The following is a 17260-nucleotide window of genomic DNA, read 5'->3' as shown; positions in this document are numbered from 1 at the left end:
GCTCGGGGGGACTCCGGTGGAGATCCCGCGCAAGGGCAGACCGAACACCTGGGGTGTGCGCACCCCGCTCCACTTCGACAAGGCGCAGGGCAAGAAGATCCGTTACTGGATCGGCCGGGACTACCCGACCAAGACCGCAGCAGAAAAGGCGCTGCGGGAGTGGCACAGCAACTACGAGGCGGGCAAGATCGCGGCCCGCTCTGACATGAAGCTGGGTGACTGGCTCGACAAGTGGCTGGCGAACCATCGGAAGGAGGGAACGACCGTGGCCGGGTACGAGACGAAGATCCGTCTGCACATCAAGCCGCACATCGGCAGCGTGAAGCTGTGCGAGGTCACCGACGACACACTTGATGATCTGTACCGGCTGCTGGAGACGGCTCCGTGCCCGACCAACAAGGGCAAGCCGCTCGGGGCCAAGAGCGTCCGGCACATACACAACATCCTCTCCGGCGCTCTCGGGGCCGCTGTGCCCAAGCTGATCCCGGCCAACCCGGCTGCAACGGCGCACCCGCCCACAGCCCGGCAGATACGGGCCCAGGAGCAGAAGTACCCGACCCTGGACGACGGCCAGACGGCCCGTTTCCTGGAAACCGTGTGGCAGCCGTGCGGTAACCGGGCCTGTGACAGCGGTCTGACCCATCACTGTCTTCGGGATGCTCCGCTGTGGACCGTCTACGCCGCTACCGGTGTGCGGCGCAGTGAGGCTCTGGGGATGAAGTGGTCTCTGATCCACTGGGATGAGGGAGCCATCGAACTGGGCTGGGTCGTGGTCGAGGAAGGCAACACCTACCGGCTGCGGAAGCTGACCAAGGACGGCGACGACAACGCGGTGATCTATGTGGATCAGTCCGTGATGAATGTCCTGAAGTGGCAGAAGCAGCGCCAGGACGCCGAGAGGGCGCGTCTCGGCTCCGCCTGGGTGGATCACGACCTGGTGTTCGCTCGGGACGGCTTCAAGCTCTACCGGGGCGAGGCAGGCGGCCCGCAAGACCCGGAGAAGGTGTCTGCTCGGTGGCGCACCCTGCGGAACCGTCTGCACCTGCCGGAGGACTTCCGGATTCACGACTGGAGGCACAGCAAGGTCACGAACGATCTGGAGGCCGGGGAGAACCCCGTAGAGGTCTCCGCCAACGTCCGGCACCACTCGCCGGGCTACACGATGGCCCGGTACGGCCACTCTCGTAAGGACGGAGCGCGCCGACTGGCCGCCTCCGGTGCTGGCCGACTCGGCCTGTCATCCCTGGTCTGACCTGGGGATACGCCAGGCTGTTGGTCACGTGGTTGGTCACGCCACAGTCCTGGAAAGCAGAAAACCCCTGATCAACAGGGGTCTCAGCTGGTGTCCGAGGGGGGACTTGAACCCCCACGCCCGATAAAGGGCACTAGCACCTCAAGCTAGCGCGTCTGCCATTCCGCCACCCGGACCAGGTGTCTGCCGCCTTGCGGGGCGTGTTCCCCGCGGCGACATGGACAACAATACCAAGGTTTCGGAGTGCGTTTCACCTGCGTATTCGCCGCGGGGCGACAGCCGGAGACGCTCCCACCTGCACGGCACGTCCGCCTCGCACGGTCGGTAAGAGCGAGTGCACGCTGCGTGACGGGCCGGAATCCGTCGAGCGTGGTGGCCGAAAGTGCCTGCGCCCCCTGGACACCGCTCGCCGGATGAGGGATAACGAGTCCATACAGTATTCGTCGACTGTATGCAATGTTCTGTATGCACCTCGGCAAGGGAGAGGACCTCGCCATGCCCCAATCCCAGGACGCCCACCCCGCCCCGGACCTGATCTCCGGCGGCCACCTCGTCGCCAAGGCGCTGAAGGCCGAAGGGGTCGACCGCGTCTACACCCTGTGCGGCGGCCACATCATCGACATCTACGACGGCTGCGTGGACGAGGGGATAGAGGTCGTCGACGTACGTCACGAGCAGGTCGCCGCGCACGCCGCCGACGGGTACGCCCGGATCACCGGCAAACCGGGCTGCGCCGTGGTCACCGCCGGCCCCGGCACGACCGACGCCGTCACCGGGGTCGCCAACGCCTTCCGCGCCGAGTCCCCGATGCTGCTGATCGGCGGCCAGGGTGCGCTCAGCCAGCACAGGATGGGGTCCCTCCAGGACCTGCCGCACGTCGACATGATGACGCCGATCACCAAGTTCGCGGCGACCGTGCCGGACACCACCCGCGCCGCGGACATGGTGTCGATGGCCTTCCGCGAGTGCTACCACGGCGCCCCCGGCCCCTCCTTCCTGGAGATCCCCCGGGACGTCCTGGACGCCAAGGTGCCCCGTGAGACGGCCCGGGTGCCACGGGCCGGCGCCTACCGGGCCTCCACCCGCTCGGCCGGCGACCCGGAGGCGGTCGAACGGCTCGCCGACCTGCTGGTGCACGCCCGCAAACCCGCCATCCTGCTGGGCAGCCAGGTGTGGACGACCCGCGGCACCGAGGCCGCCGTCGAGCTGGTGCGCACCCTGAACATCCCGGCGTACATGAACGGCGCCGGGCGCGGCACCCTGCCGCCCGGCGACCCGCACCACTTCCAGCTCTCCCGCCGGTACGCCTTCTCGCACGCCGACGTCATCGTGATCGTCGGCACCCCGTTCGACTTCCGCATGGGCTACGGCAGGCGCCTCTCCCCCACCGCCACGGTCGTGCAGATCGACCTCGACTACCGGACGGTGGGCAAGAACCGCGACATCGGCCTCGGGATCGTCGGCGACGCCGGACTGGTGCTGAGGGCCGTCACCCAGGCCGCGTCCGGGCGGACCGACGGCGGGGCCGTGCGGCGCAAGGAGTGGCTGGACGAGCTGCGCGCGGCCGAGCAGGCGGCCCTCGGCAAGCGGCTGCCGCAGCTCAGGTCCGACGCCTCGCCCATCCACCCGTACCGGCTGGTCAGCGAGATCAACGACTTCCTCACCGAGGACTCGGTCTACATCGGCGACGGCGGCGACATCGTCACCTTCTCCGGGCAGGTAGTCCAGCCCAAGTCGCCCGGCCACTGGATGGACCCGGGCCCGCTCGGCACCCTCGGCGTCGGCATCCCCTTCGTGCTCGCCGCCAAGCAGGCCCGCCCGGACAAGGAGGTGGTCGCGCTCTTCGGCGACGGCGCCTTCTCGCTGACCGGCTGGGACTTCGAGACCCTCGTCCGCTACGACCTCCCGTTCGTCGGCATCGTCGGCAACAACTCCTCCATGAACCAGATCCGTTACGGCCAGGCCGCCAAGTACGGCAAGGACCGCGAGCGGGTCGGCAACACCCTCGGCGACGTGCCGTACGACCAGTTCGCGCGGATCCTGGGCGGTTACGGCGAGGAGGTCCGCGACCCGGCCGACATCGGCCCCGCCCTGCGCCGGGCCCGCGAGTCCGGCAAGCCGTCGCTGATCAACGTCTGGGTCGACCCGGACGCGTACGCCCCCGGAACCATGAACCAGACGATGTACAAGTGAGGTGAACGGCCATGACCGCCAAGGCTCTCGAGGGCATTCGCGTCCTCGACATGACCCACGTCCAGTCCGGGCCGTCCGCCACCCAGCTGCTGGCCTGGCTCGGCGCGGACGTCGTCAAGCTGGAGGCGCCGACCGGTGACATCACCCGCAGGCAGCTGCGGGACCTGCCGGACGCCGACTCGCTGTACTTCACGATGCTCAACTGCAACAAGCGCAGCATCACGCTGAACACCAAGACCGAGCGCGGCAAGGAGATCCTCACCGAGCTGATCCGCCGCTCGGACGTCATGGTCGAGAACTTCGGGCCGGGCGCCGTCGACCGGATGGGCTTCGGCTGGGAACGCGTCCGGGAGATCAACCCGCGGATCGTCTACGCCTCCATCAAGGGGTTCGGGGACGGCCCGTACACCCGGTTCAAGGCCTACGAGGTCGTCGCGCAGGCCATGGGCGGGTCGATGGCGACCACCGGTTTCGAGGACGGGCCGCCGCTGGCGACGGGGGCCCAGATCGGGGACTCGGGGACGGGGGTGCACGCCGTCGCCGGGATCCTCGCGGCCCTGTTCCAGCGGGAGCGCACCGGGCGCGGGCAGCGGGTCGACGTGGCCATGCAGCACGCCGTGCTCAATCTGTGCCGGGTGAAGCTGCGCGACCAGCAGCGGCTGGCGCACGGGCCGCTGGCCGAATACCCCAACGAGGACTTCGGCGAGGAGGTCCCCCGCTCGGGGAACGCCTCCGGCGGCGGGCAGCCGGGCTGGGCGGTCAAGTGCGCGCCGGGCGGCCCGAACGACTATGTGTACGTCATCGTGCAGCCCGTCGGCTGGCGGCCGATCACCGGGCTCATCGGCCGGCCCGAGCTCGCCGACGACCCCGAGTGGGCCACGCCGGAGGCCCGGCTGCCGAAGCTGAACAAGATGTTCCAGCTGATCGAGGAGTGGTCGGCCACGCTGCCCAAGTGGGAGGTGCTGGAGCGGCTGACCGCGCACGACATCCCGTGCGGGCCGATCCTGTCCACCAAGGAGATCATCGAGGACGCCTCGCTGGCCGCCGACGGCATGGTGGTCCGCGTCCCGCACCCCGAGCGCGGCGAGTTCGTCACCGTCGGCAGCCCGATCAAGCTCTCCGAGTCCCCCGTGGAGGTGACCGCCTCGCCCCTGCTCGGCGAGCACAACGAAGAGGTCTACGCCGGTGAACTGGGCCTCGGCGAGGAAGAGTTGCGGCTGCTGAAGTCGGACGGGGTGATCTGAGTGCGGGACGAGGAGCGGGTGGCCCGGGTGCGGGCGCTGCTGGAGTCGGTGCGGGCCGAGGGCCGTACCGCGCTGACCGCGCCCGAGGGCAGGGTGGTCGCCGACGCCTACGGGATCGCGGTGCCGGGCGAGGAACTGGCCAGGGACGTGGACGAGGCGGTGGCCGCGGCGGCTCGGCTGGGCGGGCCGGTGGTGCTGAAGATCGTCTCGCCGGACATCCTGCACAAGACCGAGGCCGGCGGGGTCGTCGTGGGGGTGGCGGGCGCGGACCGGGTGCGGGCCGCGTTCCACGAGATCGTCGGCAACGCGCGCGCCTACGACGCCGGGGCCCGTATCGAGGGCGTGCTGGTACAGGAGTTGCTGCCGGCGGGCCAGGAGGTCATCGTCGGCGCGGTCACCGATCCGGCCTTCGGGAAGGTGGTGGCGTTCGGGCTGGGCGGGGTGCTGGTGGAGGTGCTGAGGGATGTGACGTTCCGCCTCGCTCCGGTCTCCGCCGACGAGGCGTTGTCGATGCTCGACTCCATCCGGGCGGCCCAGGTCCTGCGCGGGGTGCGCGGCCGGCCCGGGGTGGACCGGTGGGCGGTGGCCGAGCAGATCCGGCGAGTGTCTCAACTGGTCGCGGACTTCCCCGAGATCGGGGAGGTGGACCTCAATCCGGTGATCGCCACGGACCGGGGCGCGGTCGCCGCCGACATCCGGATCATCCTCGCCGAGCAGCGGCCGGCCCCACGGCGGACGTACGGCCGCGAGGAGATCCTCGCCTCGATGCGCCGGCTGATGCGGCCGCACTCGATCGCCGTGATCGGTGCCTCCAACGAGCCCGGGAAGATCGGCAATTCGGTCCTGCGCAATCTCCTCGACGGCGGGTTCGCCGGTGACATCCACCCGGTGAATCCCCGGGCCGACGACATCCTGGGCCGCAAGGCGTACAAGAGCGTCGCCGACGTGCCCGGCGAGGTGGACGTTGCCGTCTTCGCCATCCCGGCCCGGTTCGTGGCCGCCGCGCTGGAGGAGGTGGGGCGGAAGGGCATCCCCAACGCCGTGCTCATCCCGTCCGGGTTCGCGGAGACCGGCGAACACGCGCTCCAGGCGGAGCTGGTGGAGATCGCCGAGCGGTACGGCGTACGCCTGCTCGGCCCGAACATCTACGGCTACTACTCCACCTGGCAGGACCTGTGCGCCACGTTCTGCACGCCGTACGACGTCAAGGGCCCGGTGGCGCTGACCTCGCAGTCCGGTGGCATCGGCATGGCCGTCCTCGGCTTCGCGCGCTCCACGCGGACGGGCGTCTCGGCGATCGTCGGCCTCGGCAACAAGGCCGACCTGGACGAGGACGACCTGCTGACCTGGTTCGGCGAGGATCCGCACACCGAGTGCGTCGCCATGCACCTGGAGGACCTCAAGGACGGGCGGGCGTTCGTGGCGGCGGCCCGCGAGGTCGTGCCGAGGAAGCCGGTGGTGGTGCTGAAGGCGGGCCGTACGGCGGCGGGCGCGCGGGCGGCCGGCTCGCACACCGGGGCGCTCGCGGGCGACGACGCGGTCTACGACGACATCCTCCGGCAGGCCGGGGTGATCCGGGCGCCGGGCCTGGAGGACCTGCTGGAGTACGCGCGCGCGTTGCCGGTCCTGCCCGCCCCGCAAGGCGACAACGTCGTCATCATCACCGGCGCGGGCGGCAGCGGGGTGCTGCTGTCGGACGCGGTGGCGGACAACGGGCTGTCGCTGATGGAGATCCCGCCCGACCTGGACGAGGCGTTCCGCCGGTTCATCCCGCCGTTCGGCGCGGCCGGCAACCCGGTCGACATCACCGGGGGCGAGCCGCCGGCGACGTACGAGGCGACGATCCGGCTGGGACTCGCGGACCCGCGCGTGCACGCGCTGGTGCTTGGCTACTGGCACACCATCGTCACCCCGCCGATGGTGTTCGCGGAGCTGACCGCGCGCGTGGTGGCCGAGTTCCGCGAACGCGGCGTCGAGAAGCCGGTGGTGGCCTCCCTCGCCGGTGACGTGGAGGTCGAGGAGGCCTGCCGGTACCTGTTCGAGCGGGGGGTCGTGGCGTATCCGTACACGACCGAGAAGCCGGTGGCCGTGCTCGGCGCCAAGTACCGGTGGGCGCGGGCGGCCGGCCTGCTGCCGGGCGGTTCATGAGGTGACCGGCCGGGGGCCCCGGCCCGGACGCCCCGGGCCGGGACCGCCGGCCGGCGCCACGGCACCAGGGGTGTGACCACCCTCCTGCCTCCTCTCCTCTTCCGTTCTTCCGTACGGCGCCGGGCACCGCCCCGTGCCCGGCGCACCGTCCGTCCTCCATCCGTTCCCCCCACCGGCGAGGAGCTGGCCTGACATGACGTCAGATCACATGAAGACACGGCGGACCCCGGCCGAACCGGACCGGCCGCACCACGCCTACCGCGAGGTGACCGACGCCCGCGGCCGGGTCTACCGCGTCGGCGAGACGGACCGGGACATCCTCGGTCACTCCCGCAGGCTCATGGTGTATCTCCCCTGGCTCTCCATGATGGCCATCAGTGTCTCGGAGTACGCCTACGGCTCCGCGGAGGACACCTTGTCCGCGGCCCACGGCTGGACCCAGAGCGACACGTTCTGGATCCTGAGCGTCTGGATCTTCTTCCAGGCGGGCATCGCGTTCCCGGCGGGCTGGCTGCGCGAGCGGGGCCTGCTCACGGCGCGCCGGGCGATGTACCTCGGCGCCGTGATGTGTCTGCTCGGCTTCCTGGCCCTGGCCCACCTGCGTGACGTCCTGCCGGCGATCGTGGGCTTCGGCGTCGTCGGCGGGGTCGGTTCCGGGCTGATCTACGCGACGTGCATCAACATGGTCGGCAAGTGGTTCCCGGAGCGGCGCGGGGCGAAGACCGGCTTCGTCAACGGGGGCTTCGCCTACGGCTCGCTGCCCTTCATCTTCATCTTCAACTACGCGTTCGACACCGGGGATTACGACCGGGTGCTCGACCTGATCGGCGTCTACGTGCTGATCGTGGTCGCGGTCTGCGCGTTCTTCTTCCAGGACCCGCCGAAGAACTGGTGGCCCGCCGACGTGGCCCCGCCGACGGACCCGGTGAACGGCGCGAACGCCACGAGCCTGGCCAAGAACCCGCCGGCGGTACGCCAGTTCACGCCCGCGGAGGCCGTGCGGACCGGGATGCTGCCGCTGATGTGGGTCATGGTCGTGATGACGGCCGGGGTGTCGATCTTCGGGATCTCCTTCCAGGTCGACTTCGCCAAGGAGGTCGGCTTCGGTCCCCTGGTCGCGGCCTCCTCGATGGGGGTCATGGCCGTCATCAACGGCATCGGCCGCGCGGTGGTGGGCTGGCTGTCGGACCTGTGGGGGCGCAGGACGACGCTGGTGTTCGTCATCGTGGTGCTGGGGCTCGCCCAGTTCGGCGTCATCTGGGCCGGCGAGGCGAAGAACCAGTGGCTGTTCCTGTTCTTCGCCTTCCTCTCCGGCTTCGGCGGCGGCGCGTTCTACCCCTTGTTCGCGGCGCTGACCCCGGACTACTTCGGCGAGAACTACAACGCCACCAACTACGGCCTGGTCTACAGCGGCAAGCTGATCAGCGGGCTGTTCGGCGGCGGCCTCGGCTCCATGGTGGTCGGCGCCTGGGGCTACGACGGCGCCTACGCGCTGGCCGGCGGTGTCTCGATGGTGGCGGCGGCGCTGGCCCTGCTGCTGCGGCAGCCGGGCCGGGGCGACACGGACCGGGTGCCGGCCCCGGCGCCGCGTCCGGCCACCTGACGGCCCGTTCGTTCGAACCGCCGTACTGTTTCCGGGCGTTCCCCCGTCCATGGCCGAACGGGGGGACGCCCGGCGGGTGTCGGTCAGGCGGTCTCGCGCTCGTGGTACGACCGCCGGGTGTGCTCGGTGTGTTCGCGCATCAGCCGGGTGGCGCGCTGCTCGTCCCGGGCGTCGATGGCGGCGATCAGTTCCCGGTGCTCGACCCACGACTGGCCGCCGCGCTGCCGGGCCACCGGGGTGTAGTACCAGCGGACCCGCCGGTCCACCTGGGCGGCGAGCCCGGCGAGGACCGTGTTGCCGGCCAGCTCCATCACCTTGCTGTGGAAGGCCGCGTTGAGGGCGACCGCGCGGTCCACGTCCTCGGCAGCCACGGCCCGCTCGCCCTCGGCGCACAGCTCCTCCAGGGCGGCGACGCCGGCGCTGTCCGCGTGCGCGGCGGCCAGCCGGGCCGCCTCCGCCTCCAGCAGGGTGCGGACCGTGAGCAGCTGGTCGGCCTCCTCCTCGGTCGGCTCGTGCACGAACGCGCCCTGGGCGGGCCGCAAATCGACCCAGCCCTCGGTGTTCAGCCGTTGCAGAGCCTCGCGCACGGGCTGCCGGGAGACGCCGAGGTGCCCGGCGAGCTCGCTCTCCACCAGGTGCTGTCCGGGCCGCAGGGCGCGGGTGGTGATGAGTTCCAGCAGCGCCTCGTACACGCGCTCGCGCAGCGGGCCCGGCCGCTCCAGCCTGGGCACCGCCCCGTGCGGCAGTCCGGTCGACAACATCGCGGTCCTCCTGGGCGGGTCTGACGCGTGGGCGATGGACGCTCAGTATCGATTGTCTTTCGTCTACAGTCTACGGTGCACAGGATCCCGTACGCAGGGCCGGAACGGGCATACGGAGCCCGCGGCCGGACCTCAGGGGCAGCGCACGACCTGACCGGCGTAGGACAGGTTGCCGCCGAACCCGAACAGCAGCACCGGGTCGCCGCTGCTCAGGGCGCCCTGTTCGATCAGCTTGGAGAAGGCGAGCGGGATGCTGGCGGCCGAGGTGTTGCCGGACTCGGTGACATCGCGGGCGATCACCGCGTTGACGGCACCGATCTTGTGGGCCAGCGGTTCGATGATCCGCAGATTGGCCTGGTGCAGGACGACCCCGGCGAGGTCCTCGGGTGCCACCCCGGCCTTCTCGCAGGCCTGGCGGGCGATGGCCGGCAGCCGGGTGGTGGCCCAGCGGTAGACGCTCTGGCCCTCCTGCGCGAAGCGGGGCGGGGTGCCCTCGATCCGCACGGCGTGCCCCATCTCCGGCACCGAGCCCCACAGCACCGGCCCGATGCCCGGTCCGGCCCCCGGAGGGCAGGCGGTCACGACGGCGGCGCCGGCCCCGTCGCCGACCAGGACGCAGGTGCTGCGGTCGGTCCAGTCGGTGACGTCGGACATCTTGTCGGCGCCGATGACCAGGGCGCGGGTGGCGGCGCCGGCCCGCAGGGTGTGGTCGGCGGTGGCGAGCGCGTGGGTGAACCCGGCACACACCACGTTGACGTCCAGCGCGGCGGGCCCGGGGATGCCGAGCCGGGCCGCGACCCGGGCGGCGGTGTTCGGGGAGCGGTCGATGGCGGTGGAGGTGGCGACGAGGACCAGGTCGATGTCGTCGGGGGTCAGCCCGGCCGCGGCGAGGGCCTTGGCGGCGGCGTGCGCGGCCAGCTCGTCCACGGGCTCGTCGGGACCGGCGATGCGCCGGGTGCGGATGCCCACGCGGCTGCGGATCCACTCGTCGCTGGTGTCGACCATGCCCGCCAGGTCGTCGTTGGTGAGCACCCGGGCGGGCTGGTAGTGGCCGATGGCGACGATGCGCGAGCCGTTCATTCGGGAATCCCCTCGTGGCCGTGGGTGGCGGGATCCACCAGTGTGGTCAGTGACCGGCCGGTACGACGGCAGGTGAGGCCACAGGAATCCGGTGCCGCAATTGTCGGCTCCCGTCAGACTGTCGGACGTCCACACAATCCGCGCCCACCGCGCCCACCTCGGGAACAGGCCCCCGCCCGGTGCCCCGCCCCCCATGTGCAGGACAATGAGACGGTCGGCGGCCAGCACGCACAGAACCGGGGCTGATCGGAACATGGGACGAGTCACGGAACGACGCAAGGTCCTGCGCATCCGGGACGGGGCGGTCTCCACCCGACCGGACACCCTCGTCGCGGAGGAACCCCTGGAGATCCGGCTGAACGGCAAGCCGCTGGCGATCACCATGCGGACCCCGGGCGACGACTTCGCGCTGGCGGCCGGCTTCCTGGTGAGCGAGGGCGTCCTGGCCACGGCGGCGGACCTGCGGAACATCGTCTACTGCGCGGGCGCCACGGCGGACGGCTCCAACACCTACAACGTGGTGGACGTGCACACCGCCCCCGGCGTCGCCCTCCCGGACTTCACCCTGGAGCGGAACGTCTACACCACCTCCTCCTGCGGCCTGTGCGGCAAGGCCAGCCTGGACGCCGTCCGCACGACCGCGCGCTGGCCCGTCGCCGACACTCCCCCGCTCCGGGTCACCCCCGAGCTGCTGGCGGCCCTTCCCGACCGGCTGCGGGCGGCCCAGCGGGTGTTCGACCGGACCGGGGGACTGCACGCGGCGGCCCTGTTCGACGAGGGCGGGGAGCTGCTGGACACCCGCGAGGACGTGGGCCGGCACAACGCGGTCGACAAGCTCGTGGGACGGGCGCTGCAGAGCGGCGCGCTGCCGCTGTCCCGGACGATCCTCATGGTCTCCGGCCGGGCCTCCTTCGAGCTGGCGCAGAAGGCCGTCATGGCGGGCATCCCGGTGCTCGCGGCCGTCTCGGCGCCGTCCTCGCTCGCGGTGGACCTGGCCGCGGAGACCGGCCTGACCCTGGTGGGCTTCCTGCGGGGCACCTCGATGAACGTGTACGCGGGCGAGCACCGCATCGCGCTACGGGAGCCGGCCGCCCAGGACTGACGGCAACGCCGGGCGGCGGCGTCAGCCCTCCACGACGGAGCCCCCGGAACCACCGCGACCACCCGAGCCGCCCGAGCCGCCCGAGCCGCCCGAGCCGCCTGAGCCACCGGACCCCCCGGAGCCGCCCGGGATGCCGGAGACCCCGGAGATACGGGCCAGCAGCTCCATGAACCGCTCCCGTTCGGCGGCCGACAACGGGGCGAGCAGCTCGTCGTTGGCCTCGCGCGCGGCCCTCTCGCAGCGGGCGAGGAGCCGGGCGCCGTCGTCCGTGAGGGTCACGGCGTTCTTGCGCCGGTCGCGGGGGTCGGGGGCGCGCTCGACCAGGCCCGCGGACTGGAGGTCGTTGAGGATGCCGACCACGTCCTTGGGGTCCAGGCTCACCCCGCGGCCGAGGTCCGCCTGGGCGACCGGGGCGAGGTCGCGGACGGCGGAGAGCACCACGTGGTGCCACATCTTCAGCCCCTCGGCCGCCAGGGCGTCGGCGACCAGGGCGCGGCCCCGGGCGGCGGCCCGGCCCAGCAGCCAGCTCGGCAGGGAACGGATCGCGGGCAGGGGTGCTTCGGCCATGACCGCAGCCTAACCGAAGAATCATTGGACTTCCCAACGAACCTCCCCTACCGTTGGCGCTCCCAATGAATTCATGGGTGTTCCCAACGAACGGTCCCCGGACCGACGGTGCCGGCGTGCCCGGCCCGAGGAGGTGTGCGATGCGTCGCGTCCGCTACGAGTCCGCCGGCGGCCCCCTGTTCCTGGAGGAGGCGCCCGTCCCGGAACCCGGCCCCGGCGAGCTGCTGGTGCGCTGCGCCGCCGTCGGCCTCACCCTGCCGATGGTCCGCAAGGTGGCCGAGGCCGCCGAGCCGGTGCCGCTGGGCGGGGAGGTCGCGGGCGAGGTGGTGGCGGCCGGCCCCGGCGTGTCCCGCTTCCGGACCGGCGACCGGGTGACCGGGCTGTGCTTCGGCCACGGCTACGCCGACTTCGCCGTGGTGCGCGAGGCCATGGCCTCACCGGTGCCGGACGACGCCGGCTTCGTCACCGCGATCGCGCTGGTGCGCAGCGGCCTGGTGGCCTACGGCGCGCTGGAGGCGGCACGGTTCGCGCCGGGCGAGTCGGTCCTCGTCACGGCGGCGGCGAGCGGTGTCGGGCACCTCGCGGTGCAGCTCGCCCGGGCGCGGGGCGCGGGCCGGGTGGTGGGGGCCGTCTCCGGCGCGGCGAAGGCGGACTTCGTCCGCTCCCTCGGCGCGGACGACTGCGTGCGGTACGACGACGACGGCTGGGGCGAGCCGGTCGACTGCGTCCTGGACGCCGTCGGCGGCGAGCTGCTCACCCCGGCCCTGGCCGCCCTCGCCCCGCACGGCCGCCTGGTCGCCTACAGCTCGGGCGGCGGCACGATCCAGGCGTACGACCTGCTGGTGGGCGCCAAGTCGGTGACCGGCTTCCAGATGGCGCTGATCGCCCGCGAGCGGCCGGAGCTGTACGAGCGGTGGCGGCGGGGGCTGTGGCGGCTGCACGCCGAGGGCGCCCTGAGGCCCGCCGTGCACGGGGAGTTCGCGCTGGAGGAGGCGGAGGCCGCGCATCGGGTGATCACCACGCGGGCCAACCTCGGCAAGGTCGTCCTGTGCCCGTGAGTGCACGCTTCTTGTGAGCCGCGCACCGCGCAACTACCGTCGTTCGGGCGCATGTTGGACATGGGATGTCCGGATGTCCGCTCATCCGGCCGACGAAGGGCAGGCCGCACCGTGCCGCCAGGTCTCCGCACCCGCCTCAGACCCGTACTCGCCCTGGCCCTCGCCGGGTTGCTCCTGCCGTTCCTGACCGCCGCGCCGGCTCACGCCCAACCCGCCGCGGCGGTCTCGGACTTCACGCAGCAAGTGTTGTTCAAGGCGGCCCAGGACCCCGGTTACGCCTGCTTCCGCATCCCCGCAGTGGTGCGCACGACCGACGGCACCCTGCTGGCGTTCGCCGAGGGCCGGGTGCTCAACTGCGGCGACGCCGCCGACATCGACATCGTGCTCAAGCGCTCCACGGACGGCGGGCGCACCTGGGGGCCGCTCCAGGTCGTCACCGAGGGCGCCGGCGACACCCACGGCAACCCGGCGCCGGTCGTGGACCGCGACACCGGCCGGATCTGGCTCGCGGAGACGTACAACACCGGCCGCGGCGACGGCGCCAGTTGCCGCGTCCCCTGCGACCGCACCCCGCACCTCCAGTTCAGCGACGACGACGGCGAGACCTGGTCCGCGCCGCGCGATCTGAGCCCCGAGATCCTGCCCGCCGACTGGAACTCCTGGTACGCCACCGGGCCCGTGCACGGCATCCAGCTGACCCGCGGCCGGTACGCGGGGCGCCTGGTCTTCGGCGTCAACACCGAGACCTGGGACGGCACCAGGGTCACCGCCAACCACGCGGCGCTGATCGTCAGCGACGACCACGGCGGCCACTGGCGGACCGGCGCCACCGACACCTGGCCCATCGCCGCCGACGGCACCTTCCGGCAGAAGCCCTCCGAACTCACCCTCGCCGAGCGCGCCGACGGCTCGGTCCTGGTCAGCGGGCGGGAACAGGACGGCACCGACCTCGGCCACCGCACCCAGGCCGTCAGCCGGGACGGCGGCACCGCCTTCACCGGCCCCTTCCGCGCCCTGCCGGACCTGTACACCCCGCAGGTGCAGGGCTCGATGCTGCGGCTCGGCGACCGCCTGCTGCTCGCCTGCCCCGGCGACCCCGACCGGCGCCGCACCATGATGATCCGCTCCTCCTACGACGGCGGGCGGACCTGGGACAGCGCGGACCGGGGCACGGTCGTCACCACGGACTGGTCCGGCTACTCGGACCTGGTGCGCATCGGCTCCACCACGGTCGGCCTGCTGTACGAGGGCGGGGCGGTGGACGCCCGGGACGAGATCCGCTTCGCCCGCTTCACCGAGGACTGGCTCGCCCCGCGCCGCGGCCCCGACCCGGTCACCCCCGACCTCGCCCGGCACGCCCGCCCGGCGGCGGTGCTCGGCGACCCGGAGCGCGTCGACGGCGTGTCGGGCGGCGCGCTGGAGTTCGACGGCACGGACGACGCGGTCCGGCTGCCGTACCGCGCCGGGCTCCCCCTCGGCACGAAGGACTTCACGGTGTCGCTGTGGTTCCGGTACTCGGCGACCGCCGGCGAGCAGCCGCTGCTGTGGATGGGCGGGATCGGCACCAGCCAGCCGCAGGTGTGGCTGCGCGGGGAACCCGCGAGCGACCGGGTGCGGGCGCTGATCACCGTACGGAACGGGGCCGGGGCGCCGCAGTCCGCGTCCGTGCAGACCCCGGCCGCCTACAACGACGGCCGGTGGCACCATGCCGTGCTCCGCCGGGGCGGCGGGCTGCTGTCGCTGTCCGTCGACGGCGCGGCGGTCACCACGGCGGACCGGCCGGGCTCGGTCAGCCGGAACTCGCCCTTCGGTGTGCACCTCGGTCAGCGCATGGACGGCCGCGCCTTCCTCACCGGCGCGCTGGACGAGGTCCGGGTGTGGGACCGGGCACTGGACGACGCGGAACTGGCGGACCCGGACGTGCCGCGGTCAGCGCAGGACACGGTTGTGTGGCTGCCCCTGGACCGGGTCCGCGGCTGACCCCTCGGGCGCGTCCCCCGGCTCGCGGGGCGCGTCCTCGGCCGCCTCCGGGTCGTGCGAGCGGCGCTTGGCGATGACCGCGCACACCATCAGCTGCATCTGGTGGAAGAGCATCAGCGGCAGGACGGCCAGGGATGCCTGGGCGCCGAACAGGACGCTCGCCATCGGCAGCCCGGAGGCGAGGGACTTCTTCGACCCGGCGAACTGCACGGCGATCCGGTCCGCCCGGCCGAAGCCGAGCGCCTTGGCGCCGTACCAGGTCAGGACCAGCATCACCGCCAGCAGGACGGCCTCCACACCGAGCAGCGCGGCCAGCCGCAGCGGGCTGACCTGGTGCCAGATCCCCTGGTTCATGCCCTCGCTGAACGCGGTGTAGACGACCAGCAGGATGGAGCCGCGGTCGACCAGGCCGAGGACCTTCTTGTGCCGGGTGACGAACGTGCCGATCCAGCGCCGCAGCAGCTGCCCGGCGAGGAACGGCACCAGCAGCTGGAGCACGATCTTCACCAGCGAGTCCGTGGAGAACCCGACCGCGTCGCCGCCGAGCAGCCCCGCCGCGAGCAGCGGGGTCAGGACGATGCCGGCGAGGGAGGAGAAGGACCCGGCGCAGATCGCCGCGGGCACGTTGCCGCGGGCGATGGAGGTGAACGCGATGGACGACTGGATGGTGGACGGCACCAGCGTCAGGAACAGCAGGCCCTGGTAGAGCGGCTGGGTCAGCAGGACCGGCACCAGGCCCCGGGCGGCCAGCCCGAACACCGGGAAGATGACGAAGGTGCAGATCAGCACGGTGAGGTGCAGCCGCCAGTGGCGCAGTCCGTCCAGCGCCTCACCGGTGGACAGCCGGGCGCCGTAGAGGAAGAAGAGGAAGGCGATGGCGGCCGTGGAGGCGCCCGAGGTCACGTCGGCGGCCGTGCCGCGCGCCGGGAGGAGGGCGGCGAGCCCCACCGTCCCGAGCAGCAGCACGATGTACGGGTCGATCGGCAGCCAACTGGGCCGGCGCAGGCGTGTCACGGTGCTCCGATTGCTCTGTGTCGTCTTGCTGTCGTCTTGCTCTGGGTCGTGCGTCCCGGGCCCGCAGGGCCCCCCTCCATCGTCCTCCCGCCGACGCCGATCGGGAATCCCGTATACCGCTCTGACTGTGATCGTGTTCCGTGATGGCCGCGCTAGGCTCGGGGTGTGTACGAGCCGACGCACCTGCGCACCTTCCTGGCGGTCGCCCAGACGCTGAGCTTCACCCAGGCCGCCCGGCGGCTGGGGCTGCGCCAGTCCACGGTGAGCCAGCATGTGCGGCGGCTGGAGGAGGCGGCCGGGCGGCAGCTGTTCGCCCGGGACACCCACTCGGTGGAGCTGACCGAGGACGGCGAGGCGATGCTCGGCTTCGCCCGCCGGATCCTGGAGGTGCACGAGCAGGCGACGGCGTTCTTCTCCGGTACGCGCGTGCGGGGCCGGCTGCGCTTCGGCGCCTCGGAGGACTTCGTGCTGACCCGGCTGCCGGAGATCCTGGAGGGCTTCCGCTACGACCATCCGGAGGTCGACCTGGAGCTGACGGTGGAGCTGTCCGGCACGCTGTACGAGCGGCTGGCCGCCGGGAAGCTCGACCTGGTGCTGGCCAAGCGGCGCCCCGAGGATCCGCGCGGCGCGCTGGTGTGGCGCGACGACCTGGTGTGGATCGGCGCCGAACGGCTGCGGCTGGAGGCGGACCGGCCGGTCCCGCTGATCGTCTATCCGCCGCCGGGCATCACCCGGGCCCGCGCCCTCGAGGTGCTGGAGCGGCAGGGCCGGCCGTGGCGGATCGTGTGCACGAGCGGCAGCCTCAACGGGCTGATCGCGGCGGCCCGGGCCGGTCTCGGGGTGATGGCGCACTCCCGGCGGCTGATCCCGCCGGGCCTGTTCCGGCTGCCCGACCGGGCGGGCCTGCCCGAGCTGGGCAAGGTCGACTTCGTCCTGGTGCACGGCCGCCGCCGGGGCCCGGCCGGGGACGCCGCCGACGCGCTGGCGGCGGCGGTGCTGGCGGGCGGCGAGCGGCTGCGGCGCAGCGGCGGCTGACCGGCGCGGCCGCCCGGGGCGTCACCGCGCCGGGCGGTAGGTGAGCTGCTTGCCCCCGCGCAGGATGCGCGTGACCTCCACGTGCCGCACCCCCAGGTGGCCGAGGGGCCCGTGCGGATCGGGCCGCCGTAATCGGCGCGTACAGATTCGGTGGAGATTACGGTACCGAAACTTACGGTGCCGTCGGTGTTGTGTCCGGCCCTTCCCCATGTGCGGGCATTTC

At 72.3% G+C, this 17260-nt stretch carries 12 protein-coding genes, 1 tRNA gene and 1 pseudogene; 9 read left to right on the top strand and 5 right to left on the bottom strand.

Annotated elements, in window-relative coordinates:
• Positions 1-16: 16 nt before the first annotated feature.
• On the top strand, positions 17-1252 hold the full coding sequence (locus tag IE251_RS16085; RefSeq protein WP_194552773.1) for a tyrosine-type recombinase/integrase: 1236 nt from the start codon (positions 17-19) through the stop codon (positions 1250-1252).
• An 88-nt stretch (positions 1253-1340) separates the two neighbouring features.
• Here the strand turns inward: IE251_RS16085 and IE251_RS16080 are convergent.
• A tRNA-Leu gene (locus IE251_RS16080) sits at positions 1341-1428 on the bottom strand.
• Positions 1429-1747: 319 nt separating this feature from the next.
• Between IE251_RS16080 and IE251_RS16075 the strand changes: the two genes are divergently transcribed.
• From IE251_RS16075 to IE251_RS16060, 4 genes are all read left to right on the top strand, one after another.
• Positions 1748-3445: a thiamine pyrophosphate-binding protein gene (locus IE251_RS16075; protein WP_189753627.1), complete on the top strand. Its 1698-nt coding sequence runs from the start codon at positions 1748-1750 to the stop codon at positions 3443-3445.
• Positions 3446-3456: 11 nt separating this feature from the next.
• On the top strand, positions 3457-4689 hold the full coding sequence (gene frc, locus IE251_RS16070) for a formyl-CoA transferase (RefSeq protein ID WP_189753626.1): 1233 nt from the start codon (positions 3457-3459) through the stop codon (positions 4687-4689).
• Positions 4690-6837: an acetate--CoA ligase family protein gene (locus IE251_RS16065; protein WP_189753625.1), complete on the top strand. Its 2148-nt coding sequence runs from the start codon at positions 4690-4692 to the stop codon at positions 6835-6837.
• Between the two features lie 208 nt (positions 6838-7045).
• Positions 7046-8440, top strand: a complete 1395-nt coding sequence (locus tag IE251_RS16060; RefSeq protein ID WP_373302007.1) for an OFA family MFS transporter — start codon at positions 7046-7048, stop codon at positions 8438-8440.
• Positions 8441-8523: 83 nt separating this feature from the next.
• Here IE251_RS16060 and IE251_RS16055 read toward each other — a convergent pair whose 3' ends face one another.
• Together IE251_RS16055 and IE251_RS16050 are read right to left on the bottom strand one after the other, a co-directional pair.
• Positions 8524-9201: a GntR family transcriptional regulator gene (locus IE251_RS16055; RefSeq protein WP_189753623.1), complete on the bottom strand. Its 678-nt coding sequence runs from the start codon at positions 9199-9201 to the stop codon at positions 8524-8526.
• A 132-nt stretch (positions 9202-9333) separates the two neighbouring features.
• The gene (locus IE251_RS16050; RefSeq protein ID WP_189753622.1) at positions 9334-10281 is read right to left on the bottom strand and encodes a beta-ketoacyl-ACP synthase III; all 948 of its coding nucleotides are present in this window, start codon (positions 10279-10281) and stop codon (positions 9334-9336) included.
• 253 nt (positions 10282-10534) lie between these two features.
• On the opposite strand from IE251_RS16050, the gene fdhD reads away from it, so the two are divergent.
• Positions 10535-11383: a formate dehydrogenase accessory sulfurtransferase FdhD gene (gene fdhD / locus IE251_RS16045; protein ID WP_189753621.1), complete on the top strand. Its 849-nt coding sequence runs from the start codon at positions 10535-10537 to the stop codon at positions 11381-11383.
• A 132-nt stretch (positions 11384-11515) separates the two neighbouring features.
• Here the strand turns inward: fdhD and IE251_RS16040 are convergent.
• Positions 11516-11950 (bottom strand): annotated as a pseudogene (locus IE251_RS16040) (MarR family winged helix-turn-helix transcriptional regulator); the annotation flags it as partial.
• Positions 11951-12090: 140 nt separating this feature from the next.
• Between IE251_RS16040 and IE251_RS16035 the strand changes: the two are divergent.
• The gene (locus IE251_RS16035) at positions 12091-13008 is read left to right on the top strand and encodes a quinone oxidoreductase family protein (protein ID WP_189753620.1); all 918 of its coding nucleotides are present in this window, start codon (positions 12091-12093) and stop codon (positions 13006-13008) included.
• Positions 13009-13119: 111 nt separating this feature from the next.
• The gene (locus IE251_RS16030) at positions 13120-14988 is read left to right on the top strand and encodes a sialidase family protein (RefSeq protein WP_229896785.1); all 1869 of its coding nucleotides are present in this window, start codon (positions 13120-13122) and stop codon (positions 14986-14988) included.
• On the opposite strand, the gene IE251_RS16025 is transcribed toward IE251_RS16030, so the two are convergent.
• Entirely contained in the window at positions 14938-16002 is a 1065-nt protein-coding gene (locus tag IE251_RS16025) for a bile acid:sodium symporter family protein (RefSeq protein ID WP_189753618.1), read from the bottom strand. The two genes, IE251_RS16030 and IE251_RS16025, sit on opposite strands and share 51 nt — an antisense overlap.
• A gap of 165 nt (positions 16003-16167) precedes the next feature.
• Between IE251_RS16025 and IE251_RS16020 the strand changes: the two genes are divergently transcribed.
• Complete coding sequence (locus IE251_RS16020; RefSeq protein ID WP_189753617.1) at positions 16168-17037, top strand: LysR substrate-binding domain-containing protein; 870 nt, start codon at positions 16168-16170, stop codon at positions 17035-17037.
• Positions 17038-17260 lie beyond the last annotated feature (223 nt).

Origin of the sequence: Streptomyces eurythermus, assembly GCF_014649115.1 — a bacterium.
Classification (GTDB): domain Bacteria; phylum Actinomycetota; class Actinomycetes; order Streptomycetales; family Streptomycetaceae; genus Streptomyces; species Streptomyces eurythermus.
This window is presented reverse-complemented; position numbering and strand designations above follow the sequence as displayed.

Bases quoted from the DNA above. Each gene is read 5' to 3' on its own strand.
- IE251_RS16075 (WP_189753627.1), top strand. From the start codon at position 1,748: ATGCCCCAATCCCAGGACGCCCACCCCGCCCCGGACCTGATCTCCGGC.
- frc (WP_189753626.1), top strand. From the start codon at position 3,457: ATGACCGCCAAGGCTCTCGAGGGCATTCGCGTCCTCGACATGACCCAC.
- IE251_RS16060 (WP_373302007.1), top strand. From the start codon at position 7,046: ATGAAGACACGGCGGACCCCGGCCGAACCGGACCGGCCGCACCACGCC.
- IE251_RS16055 (WP_189753623.1), bottom strand. From the start codon at position 9,201: ATGTTGTCGACCGGACTGCCGCACGGGGCGGTGCCCAGGCTGGAGCGG.
- IE251_RS16050 (WP_189753622.1), bottom strand. From the start codon at position 10,281: ATGAACGGCTCGCGCATCGTCGCCATCGGCCACTACCAGCCCGCCCGG.
- fdhD (WP_189753621.1), top strand. From the start codon at position 10,535: ATGGGACGAGTCACGGAACGACGCAAGGTCCTGCGCATCCGGGACGGG.
- IE251_RS16035 (WP_189753620.1), top strand. From the start codon at position 12,091: ATGCGTCGCGTCCGCTACGAGTCCGCCGGCGGCCCCCTGTTCCTGGAG.